The sequence below is a fragment of the Franconibacter pulveris genome (genome assembly GCF_056780215.1).
The window spans coordinates 3312449-3326220 of sequence record NZ_CM165555.1 but is presented as its reverse complement, the minus strand read 5'-3'; the positions used below and the strand labels follow the sequence as shown (position 1 = coordinate 3326220).

The following is a 13772-nucleotide window of genomic DNA, read 5'->3' as shown; positions in this document are numbered from 1 at the left end:
CATGATGGATGCTATCCGCTTTATCGTTGATTTTATTTTGCACATTGATGTGCATCTGGCCGAACTGGTGGCCGCCTACGGCGTCTGGGTTTACGCCATACTGTTCCTGATTTTGTTCTGCGAAACGGGGCTGGTGGTGACGCCGTTTTTACCGGGCGACTCGCTGCTGTTTGTGGCGGGGACGCTCTCCGCGCTGCCTTCCAACGATCTCAACGTGCATCTGATGGTCGTGCTGATGGTGATTGCCGCTATTCTTGGCGATGCGGTGAACTACACTATCGGGCGTCTGTTCGGCGCGAAGCTTTTCAGCAACCCGGACTCGAAAATCTTCCGGCAGAGCTATCTTGATAAAACGCATGCGTTTTACGAGCGCCACGGCGGCAAGACGATTATTCTGGCGCGCTTCGTGCCGATTGTGCGCACTTTCGCGCCGTTCGTCGCTGGCATGGGCCATATGTCCTACCGCCATTTCGCTTTCTATAATGTGATTGGCGCGCTGTTGTGGGTGCTTATCTTTACCTACGCTGGCTATTTCTTCGGCACCATACCGTTAATTCAGGAAAACCTGAAAGTGGTTATGGTGTTGATTATTCTCGCGTCTGTCTTGCCGGGCGTTTATGAAGTGGTGCGCCACAAGCGCGCCGCAGCGCGGCAGTCAAAATAAGGGCTATAAGCGGTTCGACCACTTTTTTATCCAAAGTCGCGGGCCATTATGGTTTAATGAACAGCATTTATGGTCTGTCGGGGGCAAAAATGGCATTATGCGCCCCCACAGAAAAACTGGCATCGACCAGGTTCAGGCAGAAAGGTCATCAATGAGCTGGATTGAACGAATTCTCAATAAAAGCAATATTACCCCCACCCGCAGGGCGAACATTCCGGAAGGCGTGTGGACCAAGTGTGACAACTGCGGCCAGGTGCTTTATCGCGCCGAGCTGGAGCGCAACCTGGAGGTCTGCCCGAAGTGCGACCACCATATGCGCATGGCGGCCCGCGATCGTCTGCACAGCCTGCTGGACGAAGGTTCGCTGGTGGAACTGGGTAGTGAGCTTGAGCCGAAAGATGTGCTGAAGTTCAAAGATTCCAAAAAATACAAAGACCGTCTGGCAACCGCCCAGAAAGAGACCGGCGAAAAAGACGCGCTGATCGTTATGAAAGGCACCCTGCACGGGATGCCGGTTGTCGCGGCGGCCTTTGAGTTTGCTTTCATGGGCGGCTCCATGGGTTCTGTCGTCGGCGCGCGTTTTGTCCGCGCCGTTGAGCAGGCGCTGGAAGATAACTGCCCGCTGATTTGCTTCTCCGCCTCTGGCGGCGCGCGTATGCAGGAAGCGCTGATGTCGCTGATGCAGATGGCGAAAACCTCTGCGGCGCTGGCGAAAATGCAGGAGCGCGGCTTGCCGTATATCTCCGTGCTGACCGACCCGACCATGGGCGGCGTCTCCGCGAGCTTCGCGATGCTGGGCGACCTTAACATCGCCGAGCCGAAAGCGCTGATTGGCTTCGCCGGCCCGCGCGTTATCGAGCAAACCGTACGTGAAAAACTGCCGCCGGGCTTCCAGCGCAGCGAGTTCCTGATCGAAAAGGGCGCTATCGACATGATAGTCCGTCGTCCGGAGCTGCGACTGAAGCTTGCCAGCATTCTGGCGAAGCTGATGAATCTGCCGGCGCCGAACCCGGATGCGCCGCGCGAAGCGGTCGTGGTTCCGCCCGCGCCGGAACAGGGTCAGCAAGAGGCCTGATAGTCTTGAAGGGCAGGGCCGCACCGGCGCTGCCCTTTTTCTTTTCTGAACCGTAACCAGGATACGGGCATCATGGAACAGCAATCTATTCCGCAAGCCACGTCGCCTCTGGCCACGTGGCTTTCTTATCTGGAAAACCTGCACAGTAAAACCATCGACATGGGGCTTGAGCGCGTCTCCCGCGTGGCGGCCGCGCTTGGCGTAACCAAACCCGCACCGTTCGTTTTCACCGTCGCGGGCACTAACGGCAAGGGCACCACCTGTCGCACGCTGGAAGCGGTGCTGATGGCGGCCGGCTACAAGGTAGGGGTGTATAGTTCTCCGCATCTGGTGCGTTATACCGAACGCGTGCGCGTACAGGGCAAAGAATTGCCCGAGGCGCGCCATACCGCCTCCTTCGCGGAAATCGAAACGGCGCGGGGCGAAACCTCGCTCACCTATTTCGAATACGGCACGCTCTCGGCGCTGTGGCTTTTTAAACAGGCGCAGCTGGATGTGGTTATCCTCGAAGTCGGGCTGGGCGGTCGTCTGGACGCGACTAACCTGGTGGATGCGGATGTGGCTGCGGTCACCAGCATCGCGCTCGATCACGTCGACTGGCTGGGGCCGGATCGCGAAAGCATCGGCCGCGAAAAAGCGGGCGTTTTCCGCCAGGGCAAACCGGCCGTGGTGGGCGAGCCGGATATGCCCCATACCATCGCCGACGTGGCTGCGGAGAAAGGCGCGCTGCTGCTGCGCCTCGGCGCAGACTGGAACTATGAGGTAGGTGAAGGGGGCTGGCGGTTTGCTGACGCTCAGGGCGCGCTTGAAAACCTGCCGCTGCCGCAGGTGCCGCAGCCTAACGCCGCCACGGCGCTCGCCGCGCTGCGCGCAAGCGGGCTGGCGATAAGCGAAGAGGCTATCCGCGAGGGCATTGCCCGCGCAACGCTGCCGGGACGTTTTCAGATTGTGAGCGACTCCCCGCGCCTTATCCTCGATGTGGCGCATAATCCTCATGCGGCAGCTTACCTGGCCGAACGCCTGCGCCAGGCGCCAACGCGCGGCCGGGTGCTGGCGGTGATCGGCATGCTGCATGACAAAGATATCGCCGGGACGCTGGCCTGTCTGGAGCCTGTAGTCGATAGCTGGTATTGTGCCCCTCTGGAAGGGCCCCGCGGCGCCAGCGCAGAGCAGTTAATCGAGCATCTCGGCGCAGGCGAGGTTTTCGCAAGTGTGGCCCAGGCCTGGCGTGCGGCGATGGCGCAGGCGCAGGCGTCAGATACGGTGCTGGTGTGTGGGTCGTTCCACACGGTAGCGCAGGTAATGGAAGAGATGGACGCGGGGAGAACCGGTGGCGAGTAAGTTTCAGAACCGATTAGTGGGAACCATTGTGCTGGTGGCGCTCGGGGTAATCGTGCTGCCAGGGCTGCTTGACGGAAAGAAAAAGCATTATCAGGATGAGTTCGCCGCTATTCCTCTGGTGCCGAAACCAGGCGACACGAACGAACCCGATATGCTGCCGGCGGCCACTCAGGCGCTGCCGGCTCAGCCGCCGGAAGGGGCGGCGGAAGAGGTGAGGGCGGGCAACGCGGCGACCTCTTCTATTGATACCACGCGCCTGCCGGCGGAAACCGGCGCGGGCATTGACGAAGTACCGGAAGAGGTACAGCCGAAACCCAAACCGAAGCCGGTGGAGAAACCGAAGCCGGTAGAGAAGCCGCAGAGCAAACCGCAGCGCGATAAAACCGATGAGCAGCTGGCGATGCTGAGCGAAGAGGAACAGCCTGCCGCGAAGCCGACCCAGAACAAACCCGAAGCGCCGCCTGCCGGTAAAGCCTATGTGGTGCAGTTGGGCGCGCTGAAAAATGCCGACAAAGTAAATGAAATTGTTGGTAAACTTCGCGCCAGCGGCTATCGCGTTTATACCTCGCCTTCAACGCCGGTGGCGGGGAAAATCACCCGCATTCTGGTTGGCCCGGAAGCGTCAAAAGATAAGCTTAAAGGTTCGCTTGGCGAACTGAATAAGATTTCCGGCCTCAACGGCGTGGTGATGAACTATAGCGTGAACTGATAAAAGCGCGCCGGTCAGGCGCGTGAATCGGTCAGCCGTTTGCGAAGCGGTCAGGGCAACAAGTAAGCGAAACGGGCCTTTACCGCGCTGCGCGGGATAATGGCGTTGAATCTTTTTTCAACGCCATTTTTTATTGAAGTGGGATAAGGAAACCCTACGCAAACGTTTTCTTTTTCTGTTAGAATGCGCCCCGAACTGGACGTCAGGGCGATTTATCGTGGGACACATTCATGGTCTGGATAGATTACGCCATTATTGCGGTGATTGGCTTCTCCTGTCTGATTAGCCTTATCCGCGGGTTTGTGCGGGAAGCGTTATCACTGGTGACGTGGGGCTGTGCTTTCTTTGTCGCCAGCCATTACTACACTTACCTGGCAGTCTGGTTCACTGGCTTTGAGGACGAACTGGTACGAAATGGGATTGCTATCGCGGTGCTGTTTATCGCGACGCTTATCGTCGGTGCGGTGGTCAACTATGTGATTGGCGCGCTGGTGGAGAAAACCGGCCTGTCGGGGACAGACAGGGTGTTGGGGATCTGTTTCGGTGCTTTACGAGGAGTGCTGATTGTCGCCGCCATTCTGTTCTTTCTGGATACCTTTACCGGCCTGTCGAAAAGCGAAGACTGGCAAAAGTCGCAGCTCATTCCGCAATTCAGTTTCATCATCAGGTGGTTTTTTGATTACCTGCAAAGCTCGTCAAGTTTCTTACCCCGGTAATCGTGCCGGGGGCAGGCTTTGAATTGAGGAAAAGACAACATGTGCGGTATTGTCGGTATCGCCGGTGTTATGCCGGTAAACCAGTCGATTTATGACGCGTTAACGGTGCTTCAGCACCGTGGGCAGGATGCCGCAGGCATCATCACCATTGATGCAAATAACTGCTTCCGTCTGCGTAAGGCAAACGGTCTGGTGAATGATGTATTCGAAGCCCGCCATATGCAGCGTCTGCAGGGCAATATGGGCATCGGCCATGTGCGCTATCCGACCGCAGGCAGCTCCAGCGCTTCCGAGGCGCAGCCGTTCTACGTCAACTCCCCGTATGGCATCACGCTTGCCCACAACGGCAACCTGACCAACGCCCATGAGCTGCGCAAAATGCTGTTCCAGGAAAAGCGCCGCCATATCAACACCACCTCCGATTCCGAAGTTCTGCTGAATATTTTTGCGAGCGAATTAGATAACTTTCGCCACTACCCGCTGGAAGCGGACAACATTTTCGCCGCCATCGCCGCCACCAATCGCCTGATTCGCGGCGCTTACGCTTGCGTGGCGATGATCATCGGCCACGGCATGGTCGCTTTCCGCGACCCGAACGGCATCCGTCCGCTGGTGCTTGGCAAGCGCGACGTGGGCGACGGGCGCACCGAGTATATGGTCGCTTCTGAGAGCGTGGCGCTGGATACGCTGGGCTTTGAGTTCCTGCGCGACGTGGCGCCGGGCGAAGCGGTTTACATCACCGAAAAAGGCCAGCTCTTTACCCGCCAGTGCGCGGATAATCCGGTGAGCAACCCGTGCCTGTTCGAATATGTGTACTTTGCGCGTCCGGACTCGTTCATCGACAAGATCTCTGTCTACAGCGCCCGCGTGGGCATGGGCAAAAAGCTCGGCGAGAAAATCGCCCGCGAGTGGGAAGATCTGGATATCGACGTGGTTATTCCTATCCCGGAGACCTCCTGCGATATCGCGCTCGAAATCGCCCGCATTCTGGACAAGCCGTACCGCCAGGGGTTTGTGAAAAACCGCTACGTGGGCCGCACCTTTATCATGCCGGGTCAGCATCTGCGCCGTAAGTCGGTGCGCCGCAAGCTTAACGCCAACCGTGCCGAGTTCCGTGATAAGAACGTGCTGCTGGTGGATGACTCCATCGTACGCGGCACCACCTCTGAGCAGATTATCGAGATGGCGCGCGAAGCGGGCGCGAAAAAGGTTTACCTCGCTTCCGCCGCGCCGGAGATTCGCTTCCCGAACGTTTATGGCATTGATATGCCAAGCGCCAATGAGCTTATCGCCCACGGCCGCGAAGTGGATGAGATCCGCCAGATTATCGGCGCCGACGGGCTGATTTTCCAGGATCTCAACGATCTTATCGAGGCGGTGCGCGCTGAGAACCCGGATATTCAGCAGTTCGAATGCTCCGTGTTTAACGGCGTGTATGTGACCAAAGATGTGGATCACAACTATCTGGAGTACCTGGATTCCCTGCGTAACGACGACGCCAAAGCGGTGATGCGGCAGAACGAAGTGGAAAACCTCGAGATGCATAACGAAGGCTAAGCTTTTCGCTTCGCTTTGATAAAACGCGAACTTTTTAGTTCGCGTTTTGTTTTTCAGGGGCGACAGATTTGCATCTCGCGGCGTCTTGCGGCAAAGTCAGCCCACCATAAAAGCAGGGGCGATAGTATGAAACGACTCATAGTGGGCATTTCCGGGGCGAGCGGGGCGATTTACGGCGTGCGCCTGTTGCAGGTGTTGCAGAACCTGGCGGAAATTGAAACCCATCTGGTGATGAGTCAGGCGGCGCGCCAGACGCTGTCGCTGGAAACGAATTTTTCCCTGCGCGAAGTGCAGGCGCTGGCGGATGTGGTGCACGACGCCCGGGATATCGCTGCCAGCATCTCTTCCGGTTCGTTTAAAACCGACGGCATGGTTATTTTGCCTTGTTCGATTAAAACCCTTTCCGGCATTGTTAACAGCTATACCGATGGGCTGCTCACCCGCGCGGCGGACGTGGTGCTGAAAGAGAGAAGGACGCTGGTGCTGGGCGTGCGTGAAACGCCGCTGCACCTGGGCCACTTGCGGTTGATGACCCAGGCGGCAGAACTGGGCGCAGTGATTATGCCGCCAATGCCGGCGTTTTATCACCGTCCGCAAAGCCTGGACGAGGTGATTAACCAGACCGTTAACCGGGTGCTGGATCAGTTTGACATTACGCTGCCGGCAGATCTTTTCGCCCGCTGGCAGGGCGCCTGAGCGCGGTAAATCGCGCCAACAAAGTGCAATACTTTGCGGCGCGCCTCATTTTGGGGCGATTCTGTAACAGCGATCATATCCTGCAAAATTAATCCCGCCTTTTTGCTTTTCCCGCTGAGATTCCGAAGCGGGGAGTGCTATCTTTCCCTCAGATAACGTTGTTGCAACCTTCCATTAACATTATTTGGCGCGATTTTCAGGCGCAGAAAAGTGGCATGAGAAGTGCAATACGATAGCTGTTACACACAACAACACAACGCAACAGATAATAAAATCAGCAAACTTGAGGGTAATGTATGAAGAAGAAGGTGCTCGCTCTGTCTTTACTGCTCGGCCTGACTGGCGCGTCGAGCGTATTCGCAGCGCTCCCACAGACGGTTCGTATTGGTACGGATGCCACTTATGCGCCGTTCTCTTCAAAAGATGCGAAGGGCGACTTTGTCGGCTTTGATATCGACCTTGGCAACGAGATGTGCAAGCGCATGCAGGTGAAATGCACCTGGGTTGGCAGCGACTTTGACTCCCTGATCCCGTCTCTGAAGGCGAAGAAAATCGACGCCATTATTTCCTCACTCTCCATCACTGAAAAACGTCAGCAGGAAATCGCGTTTTCCGACAAGCTCTACGCTGCCGATTCCCGTCTGATTGCCGCGAAAGGCTCGCCCATTCAGCCAACCATCGACTCGCTGAAAGGCAAACACGTGGGCGTGTTGCAGGGCTCCACGCAGGAAGCGTATGCCAATGAAAAATGGCGCAACGCGGGCGTCGACGTGGTGGCTTACCAGAACCAGGACCTGATCTATTCCGACCTGACGGCTGGTCGTCTGGATGCCGCTTTGCAGGATGAAGTGGCCGCCAGCGAAGGCTTCCTGAAACAGCCAGCCGGTAAAGGGTACGATTTTGCCGGCCCGTCGGTGAAAGATAAGAAATACTTCGGCGACGGCACCGGCATTGGCCTGCGCAAGGATGACGCCGAGCTGAAAGCGGCATTCGACAAAGCTTTCGCCGAGCTGCGTAAAGATGGCACCTACGACAAAATGGCGAAGAAATACTTCAACTTTAATGTCTATGGCGACTGATACTCATCGGTAACGCGACGGCCCGGTAACACGGGCCGTCAGATTAACTGGCGTTTCGCTTGTAAAGGCGTGCTTTTTTCTGGTGCGCGCCCGGCAAAGTTGCATCATCGTGGTGCATTTGGCGCACCAGAATGGGGCGATACTGCATAGTTAAGCATTTGAGAGCGGAAAAAGTGCATGCGCACCGATAATTTTTTGCTTTAGAATGCACAAAAATGGCACGATAACTGCACCTTTTAGGTTATAAAAAGTGTCCATTGCGCGTTTACTGAGGATTAACATGAAAAAACGGCTGTTATCGCTTTCTCTGGTGCTGGCTTTTTCCAGCGTTTCCATGGCCTTCGCCGCGATCCCCCAAAAATTACGTATCGGTACCGACCCCACTTACGCGCCTTTTGAATCCAAAAACGCGCAGGGCGAACTGGTGGGGTTTGATATCGATCTGGCGAAAGAGCTTTGCAAGCGTATTCAGACGCAGTGCACCTTTGTGGAGAACCCGCTTGATGCGCTCATCCCTTCGCTGAAAGCGAAAAAAATCGACGCCATCATGTCTTCGCTCTCCATTACTGAGAAACGCCAGCAGGAAATCGCCTTCACCGACAAGCTTTACGCCGCCGATTCTCGCCTGGTGGTGACTAAAGGCTCGCCCATTCAGCCCACTCTTGAGGCGCTGAAAGGCAAACGCGTGGGCGTGCTGCAGGGCACCACGCAGGAAACATACGGCAATGTGCACTGGGCGCCGAAAGGGGTGGAGATTGTCTCCTATCAAGGGCAGGACAATATTTACGCCGACCTGACGGCGGGCCGCATCGACGCCGCGTTCCAGGATGAGGTGGCCGCCAGCGAAGGCTTCCTCAAGCAGCCCATCGGCAAAAATTACCAGTTCGGCGGCTCGTCCATCAAAGACGAGAAGCTGTTCGGCGTAGGCACCGGCATGGGGCTGCGTAAAGAAGATAACGAGCTGCGCGAAGCGCTGAACAAGGCGTTTGCGCAAATGCGCGCCGACGGCACCTACGACAAGCTGGCGAAGCAGTATTTCGATTTCAACGTATACGGTGACTAACGTTCGCCTGTAGCAGCACGTTTAAGGAGAAAGGCTTGCGGGCCTTTCTCTTAACGTCAGCGGCAAGGCGAAACGCGTTACCCGCAAAGACCGCACTGACGACAGGACTGGCAGCATGTTGTATGGGTTTTCAGAAGTGATTTTACAGGGGGCCATCGTCACGCTTGAACTGGCGATAAGCTCCGTCATCCTTTCCGTTATTATTGGCCTTGCCGGCGCGGGCGCGAAGCTTTCCCGCAACCGTCCGCTGGCGCTGGTGTTCGAAGGTTACACCACCCTTATTCGCGGCGTGCCGGATCTGGTGCTGATGCTGCTGATTTTCTATGGCCTGCAGATTGCCCTCAATACCGTTACCGACGCGATGGGAATGGATCAGTTTGATATCGACCCGATGGTCGCTGGCATCATTACGCTGGGCTTTATCTACGGCGCGTACTTTACCGAAACGTTCCGCGGCGCCTATATGGCGGTGCCGAAAGGGCATATCGAGGCGGCGACCGCTTTTGGCTTTACGGGCTCGCAAACCTTTCGCCGCATTCTGTTTCCGGCCATGATGCGTTACGCGCTGCCGGGCATCGGCAACAACTGGCAGGTGATTTTAAAAGCCACGGCGCTGGTTTCCCTGCTGGGGCTGGAAGATGTGGTCAAAGCGACCCAGCTTGCCGGGAAAAGCACCTGGCAGCCGTTCTACTTCGCGATTGTCTGCGGGGTTATCTATCTGGTGTTTACTACCGTGTCAAACGGCGTGCTGCTGCTGCTTGAGCGCCGCTACAGCGTGGGCGTGAAGAGGGCAGACCTGTGATTGAGATTATTCAGGAATACTGGAAATCCCTGCTGTGGACCGACGGTTACCGCTTTACCGGCGTGGCCATCACGCTCTGGCTGCTGATCGCTTCCGTGGTGATGGGCGGCATTCTGGCGCTGTTTCTGGCGATTGGCCGCGTCTCCAGCAATAAGTTTATTCAGTTCCCCATCTGGCTGTTTACCTATGTGTTCCGCGGTACGCCGCTTTATGTTCAGCTGCTGGTGTTCTACTCCGGCATGTATACGCTTGAGGTGGTGAAGGGCACCGAACTGCTCAACGCCTTCTTTCGCAGCGGGCTGAACTGTACGGTGCTGGCGCTGACGCTTAACACCTGCGCCTATACCACGGAGATTTTCGCCGGCGCTATTCGTTCCGTGCCGCACGGTGAAATTGAAGCGGCGCGCGCCTACGGCTTTTCGCGCGTGAAAATGTATCGCTGCATTATTCTGCCTTCGGCGCTGCGCATCGCGCTGCCGGCTTACAGCAACGAAGTGATCCTGATGCTGCACTCTACGGCGCTGGCCTTTACCGCTACGGTGCCAGACCTGCTGAAGATAGCCCGCGACATCAACTCCGCTACCTATCAGCCGTTCACCGCCTTCGGCATTGCCGCGGTGCTCTACCTGATAATTTCTTATGTTCTGATTAGCCTCTTCCGCAAGGCGGAAAAGCGCTGGCTGGGGCACGTTAAACCCGTTTCCTCGTCGCACTGAGTGATCACGCATGTCTGAGAATAAATTAAACGTTACCGATCTGCACAAACGCTACGGCGAACATGAAGTGCTGAAAGGGGTTTCGCTGAAAGCGAACGCCGGGGATGTTATCAGCATCATCGGCTCTTCCGGCTCCGGGAAAAGCACATTCCTGCGCTGCATTAACTTCCTTGAAAAGCCGAGCGAAGGTTCTATTGTCGTGAATAACCAGAACATTACGCTGGTGCGCGACAAAGACGGCCAGCTTAAGGTGGCGGACAAAAATCAGCTTAGGTTGCTGCGCACCCGCCTGACCATGGTGTTCCAGCACTTTAACCTCTGGAGCCACATGACGGTGCTGGAGAACGTAATGGAAGCGCCGATCCAGGTGCTGGGCTTAAGCAAGCACGAAGCCCGCGAACGCGCGCTGAAATACCTCGCTAAAGTGGGTATTGACGAGCGTGCCCAGGGCAAATACCCGGTGCACCTCTCAGGCGGCCAGCAGCAGCGCGTTTCCATCGCCCGCGCGCTGGCGATGGAGCCTGAAGTGCTGCTGTTCGACGAACCCACTTCCGCGCTCGACCCGGAGCTGGTGGGCGAAGTGTTGCGCATTATGCAGCAACTCGCCGAAGAGGGGAAAACGATGGTAGTGGTAACCCACGAGATGGAGTTTGCCCGCCACGTTTCCACCCACGTTATCTTCCTGCATCAGGGAAAAATTGAAGAGGAGGGGGCGCCGGACGAACTCTTCGGCAACCCGAAAAGCCAGCGCCTGCAACAGTTTTTGAAAGGGTCGCTGAAGTAATATGCAGGCTGCCGGTTTGCCCGGCAGCCTTTTATCACAGCGACAGCAGCCGGTTCGCCGTGGCTTCATCCGTCACCAGCCCGTTTACCCAGCGCCCCGCCACTGCCGCGCGAATGGCGGCAAACTTACGCTCGCCGCCCGCGAAGCCGATAATATTTCGCGTGGTGTTCGCCTCAAGCGGCACGCTGGTCAACAGCGCATCCAGTTCACTGTAGATTCGCTCTCCTTGCTGGTTGAAAAAATGGCCGAGCATTTCGCCCGCGGCGCCTTTGCTTTGCAGGTCGCTGACCTGTTGATCGGTAATAAATCCTTCCGCATTCAGCGGGCAGCCTGGCGAAACCTCGCCGATGCCAAGGAAGATGACGCTGGCGTTTAATGCGCGTTGAGTGACGCGCTGATAAACCTGATGCCGGCACCACATTTCACGATCGTCAGGGCTGTCGGCATAGAGCGGCGCGGGAATAAAGAAATATTTACCCTGCATTTTTTCCGCCATTTTCAGCGGCACATCGTAGCGCGTGCCTGAGTCATCCCGCGCGATGGCGCCAATCATAGAAACGCAGTGATGCTGCGGTCGGTCTGTCCAGGGCAGGGCATCGATAATGGCGCGCAAGGTTTTACCCGAACCGATGCCGAAGGTGTGCGGTTTGTCTTCGCTAATAAACTGCGACATCACTTCTGCGCCTTCTACCGCCAGCATCTGCTGTACGGCGTCATCATCAAGCTGGCCTGAAGGAACCACGCGGCAAAGCGTCAGCCCGAACTTTGCGCTCAGCGCCTGCGCCAGCGCAAGACAATGGGTAACCGGATGCGCAATCTTAACGCTCACCATGCCTTGCTCGCGGGCGGCAGACACTAACCTCTGGGCGACCTGGCGAGAAAGCCCCAGCGACTGAGCAATCTCCTGCTGTGTTAATCCCGCCACGTAATACATCCATGCGGCGCGCGCCGCCAGCTCCTGTTTTTTCTCTTCTTTGTTCATGCCCGTTCCTCAATTTTTCTGCCGCTAGTTTACGGCCTGACGCTATGTTTTGTTAGCCGGGCAATTGTCAGGTTAGAGAGCAAATGACCATTTTGTGATGGTTGTCGCTGAATAGTTTCCGGGGTCGCAACTACCATATAACAAACGGGCAAATGCTCAATTAGATGGCAAATGTTTAAATTGGAGGGTGTATGGCTGCTCAGTCTGTCTGGATGCATATTGGCGCAGGGTCTTTTCATCGGGCGCATCAGGCCTGGTATCTGCATAAGCTTATTGAACAAGGCGACGATAGCTGGACTATCGCGTTGGGCAATGTGCGTGACGATGCGCGCGACCTGCTGGAGCGGCTCGCGGCGCAAAACGGCGAATACATGCTGGAGACCGTGTCCCCGCAAGGCGACCGTCGCTACGAAAAAATCACCTCTGTACGGAAAGTACTGAAGTGGGATAGCGAAATTAGCGAGTTGGTGAAGCAGGGCGCCAGCGAAGAGACCCGCGTTATTGCCTTCACCGTTACCGAAGGCGGTTATTATCTTACGCCGGAGCACGAGCTCGATAGTGAGCAGGCCGATATTCAGGCGGACCTGAAAGGGGAAATCCGCACTCTGTATGGCGCGCTTACCCGCATACTTAAACAGCGTATGGCCGAAGGCGGCGCGCCCGTCACACTGTTGAATTGCGATAACCTGCGTCACAATGGCGAACGTTTTCGCCACGGCTTTCTTTCCTTCCTGAGAGCCAAAGAAGAAACCGCGCTTTATGCGTGGGTGAGTCGCCAGACGACCTCCCCCAATACCATGGTCGACCGCATTACGCCGCGTCCCACTGCCGATGTAGCGGAGCGGGTAAAAGCCGCGACCGGCATGGCGGACCGTGCGCCTGTCATGGGCGAATCGTTTATCCAGTGGGTGATAGAAGATGACTTTATCGCCGGGCGCCCGGCGCTGGAAAAAGCTGGCGTTGAGCTCGTCGATTCCGTCCTGCCATGGGAAGAGGCGAAAATCCGCATCCTTAACGCCACGCATAGCTGCATCGCCTGGGCGGGAACGCTGGCAGGGCTTTCTTATATTGACGAAAGCACTCGCGAGCCCGCCATAAGGCAAATGGCATGGGACTATGTTTCGCAGGATGTCATTCCTTCTCTCACACCAGGTACGCTTGATTTAGCGCAATACCGGGACGTGGTGCTGGCCCGTTTTAGCAACCCCTACATCAAAGACACCAACCAACGCGTAGCCGCCGATGGGCTGTCAAAAATTCCGGGCATGGTGACGCCTACGCTTATCGCTTGCTATGCGCGAGGCCACGAACCGCGAGCCAGCGCGGTGTTGCCTGCGCTTTTCTTCCTGTTCCTGCGGCGCTGGGCGCAGGGGCAACTGCCTTACGAATATCAGGATGGCGTAATGCAGCCCGCGCTGATGGCCGCGCTTTTCGCAAGCCCCGATCCCTTAAAAACGTTTACCGCCAACGAAGCGCTGTTCGGCGAGCTGGCGCATCAGCCCTCGTTCCATGAGCTGATGAAACGTACCGTTGCTCGGTTAGAGGAATGGGTAGAAGAAACCACCGGGCAACCGCTGACAGCCTGACG

At 56.7% G+C, this 13772-nt stretch carries 14 protein-coding genes; 13 read left to right on the top strand and 1 reads right to left on the bottom strand.

All coding sequences use genetic code 11. From position 1 onward, the window contains the following. The first annotated feature begins 4 nt into the window (after window positions 1-4). The 12 genes from ACU4F7_RS15695 to hisP all read left to right on the top strand — a co-directional run bounded on the left by ACU4F7_RS15695 (window position 5) and on the right by hisP (window position 11202). Entirely contained in the window at window positions 5-664 is a 660-nt protein-coding gene (locus ACU4F7_RS15695; protein ID WP_028020010.1) for a DedA family protein, read from the top strand. 151 nt (window positions 665-815) lie between these two features. Then, a complete protein-coding gene (gene accD / locus ACU4F7_RS15690) occupies window positions 816-1739 on the top strand; it encodes an acetyl-CoA carboxylase, carboxyltransferase subunit beta (RefSeq protein WP_024556193.1) in 924 nt (307 codons plus the stop codon). 72 nt (window positions 1740-1811) lie between these two features. Continuing rightward, window positions 1812-3080, top strand: a complete 1269-nt coding sequence (gene folC, locus ACU4F7_RS15685; RefSeq protein WP_481637302.1) for a bifunctional tetrahydrofolate synthase/dihydrofolate synthase — start codon at window positions 1812-1814, stop codon at window positions 3078-3080. Beyond that, the gene (gene dedD / locus ACU4F7_RS15680) at window positions 3070-3789 is read left to right on the top strand and encodes a cell division protein DedD (RefSeq protein ID WP_029593463.1); all 720 of its coding nucleotides are present in this window, start codon (window positions 3070-3072) and stop codon (window positions 3787-3789) included. The genes folC and dedD overlap by 11 nt, the downstream gene beginning before the upstream one ends. Window positions 3790-4019: 230 nt before the next feature. Continuing rightward, on the top strand, window positions 4020-4505 hold the full coding sequence (gene cvpA, locus ACU4F7_RS15675; protein WP_024556196.1) for a colicin V production protein: 486 nt from the start codon (window positions 4020-4022) through the stop codon (window positions 4503-4505). 39 nt (window positions 4506-4544) lie between these two features. Then, window positions 4545-6062, top strand: coding sequence for an amidophosphoribosyltransferase (gene purF, locus ACU4F7_RS15670; protein ID WP_024556197.1), 1518 nt, complete (start codon window positions 4545-4547; stop codon window positions 6060-6062). A gap of 126 nt (window positions 6063-6188) precedes the next feature. After that, on the top strand, window positions 6189-6758 hold the full coding sequence (locus ACU4F7_RS15665; protein ID WP_481637301.1) for a UbiX family flavin prenyltransferase: 570 nt from the start codon (window positions 6189-6191) through the stop codon (window positions 6756-6758). Window positions 6759-7054: 296 nt separating this feature from the next. Further along, on the top strand, window positions 7055-7837 hold the full coding sequence (argT, locus tag ACU4F7_RS15660) for a lysine/arginine/ornithine ABC transporter substrate-binding protein ArgT (RefSeq protein WP_024556199.1): 783 nt from the start codon (window positions 7055-7057) through the stop codon (window positions 7835-7837). Between the two features lie 280 nt (window positions 7838-8117). Then, window positions 8118-8900 (top strand): histidine ABC transporter substrate-binding protein HisJ, encoded by a 783-nt coding sequence (hisJ, locus tag ACU4F7_RS15655; protein ID WP_481637300.1) that lies wholly within the window; start codon window positions 8118-8120, stop codon window positions 8898-8900. 115 nt (window positions 8901-9015) lie between these two features. Then, window positions 9016-9702, top strand: a complete 687-nt coding sequence (locus tag ACU4F7_RS15650) for a histidine ABC transporter permease HisQ (RefSeq protein ID WP_029593459.1) — start codon at window positions 9016-9018, stop codon at window positions 9700-9702. Then, entirely contained in the window at window positions 9699-10418 is a 720-nt protein-coding gene (locus ACU4F7_RS15645) for an ABC transporter permease (RefSeq protein ID WP_024556202.1), read from the top strand. Before ACU4F7_RS15650 ends, ACU4F7_RS15645 begins: the two co-directional genes overlap by 4 nt. A 10-nt stretch (window positions 10419-10428) precedes the next feature. Further along, on the top strand, window positions 10429-11202 hold the full coding sequence (hisP, locus tag ACU4F7_RS15640) for a histidine ABC transporter ATP-binding protein HisP (RefSeq protein ID WP_024556203.1): 774 nt from the start codon (window positions 10429-10431) through the stop codon (window positions 11200-11202). A 34-nt stretch (window positions 11203-11236) separates the two neighbouring features. Here the strand turns inward: hisP and ACU4F7_RS15635 are convergent, their stop codons facing one another. Beyond that, window positions 11237-12184 carry a sugar-binding transcriptional regulator gene (locus ACU4F7_RS15635; protein ID WP_029593458.1) on the bottom strand — a complete coding sequence of 316 codons (948 nt, stop codon included), beginning with the start codon at window positions 12182-12184 and terminating at the stop codon, window positions 11237-11239. Window positions 12185-12375: 191 nt separating this feature from the next. Here ACU4F7_RS15635 and dalD point away from each other — a divergent pair, with 191 nt between their 5' ends. Then, the gene (dalD, locus tag ACU4F7_RS15630) at window positions 12376-13770 is read left to right on the top strand and encodes a D-arabinitol 4-dehydrogenase (protein WP_481637299.1); all 1395 of its coding nucleotides are present in this window, start codon (window positions 12376-12378) and stop codon (window positions 13768-13770) included. The last annotated feature ends 2 nt before the right edge of the window (window positions 13771-13772 follow it).

Excerpts from the sequence above, each read along its gene's own strand:
- ACU4F7_RS15695 (WP_028020010.1), top strand. The coding sequence starts at position 5 with ATGGATGCTATCCGCTTTATCGTTGATTTTATTTTGCACATTGATGTG.
- accD (WP_024556193.1), top strand. The coding sequence starts at position 816 with ATGAGCTGGATTGAACGAATTCTCAATAAAAGCAATATTACCCCCACC.
- folC (WP_481637302.1), top strand. The coding sequence starts at position 1,812 with ATGGAACAGCAATCTATTCCGCAAGCCACGTCGCCTCTGGCCACGTGG.
- cvpA (WP_024556196.1), top strand. The coding sequence starts at position 4,020 with ATGGTCTGGATAGATTACGCCATTATTGCGGTGATTGGCTTCTCCTGT.
- purF (WP_024556197.1), top strand. The coding sequence starts at position 4,545 with ATGTGCGGTATTGTCGGTATCGCCGGTGTTATGCCGGTAAACCAGTCG.
- ACU4F7_RS15665 (WP_481637301.1), top strand. The coding sequence starts at position 6,189 with ATGAAACGACTCATAGTGGGCATTTCCGGGGCGAGCGGGGCGATTTAC.
- argT (WP_024556199.1), top strand. The coding sequence starts at position 7,055 with ATGAAGAAGAAGGTGCTCGCTCTGTCTTTACTGCTCGGCCTGACTGGC.
- hisJ (WP_481637300.1), top strand. The coding sequence starts at position 8,118 with ATGAAAAAACGGCTGTTATCGCTTTCTCTGGTGCTGGCTTTTTCCAGC.
- ACU4F7_RS15650 (WP_029593459.1), top strand. The coding sequence starts at position 9,016 with ATGTTGTATGGGTTTTCAGAAGTGATTTTACAGGGGGCCATCGTCACG.
- hisP (WP_024556203.1), top strand. The coding sequence starts at position 10,429 with ATGTCTGAGAATAAATTAAACGTTACCGATCTGCACAAACGCTACGGC.
- ACU4F7_RS15635 (WP_029593458.1), bottom strand. The coding sequence starts at position 12,184 with ATGAACAAAGAAGAGAAAAAACAGGAGCTGGCGGCGCGCGCCGCATGG.
- dalD (WP_481637299.1), top strand. The coding sequence starts at position 12,376 with ATGGCTGCTCAGTCTGTCTGGATGCATATTGGCGCAGGGTCTTTTCAT.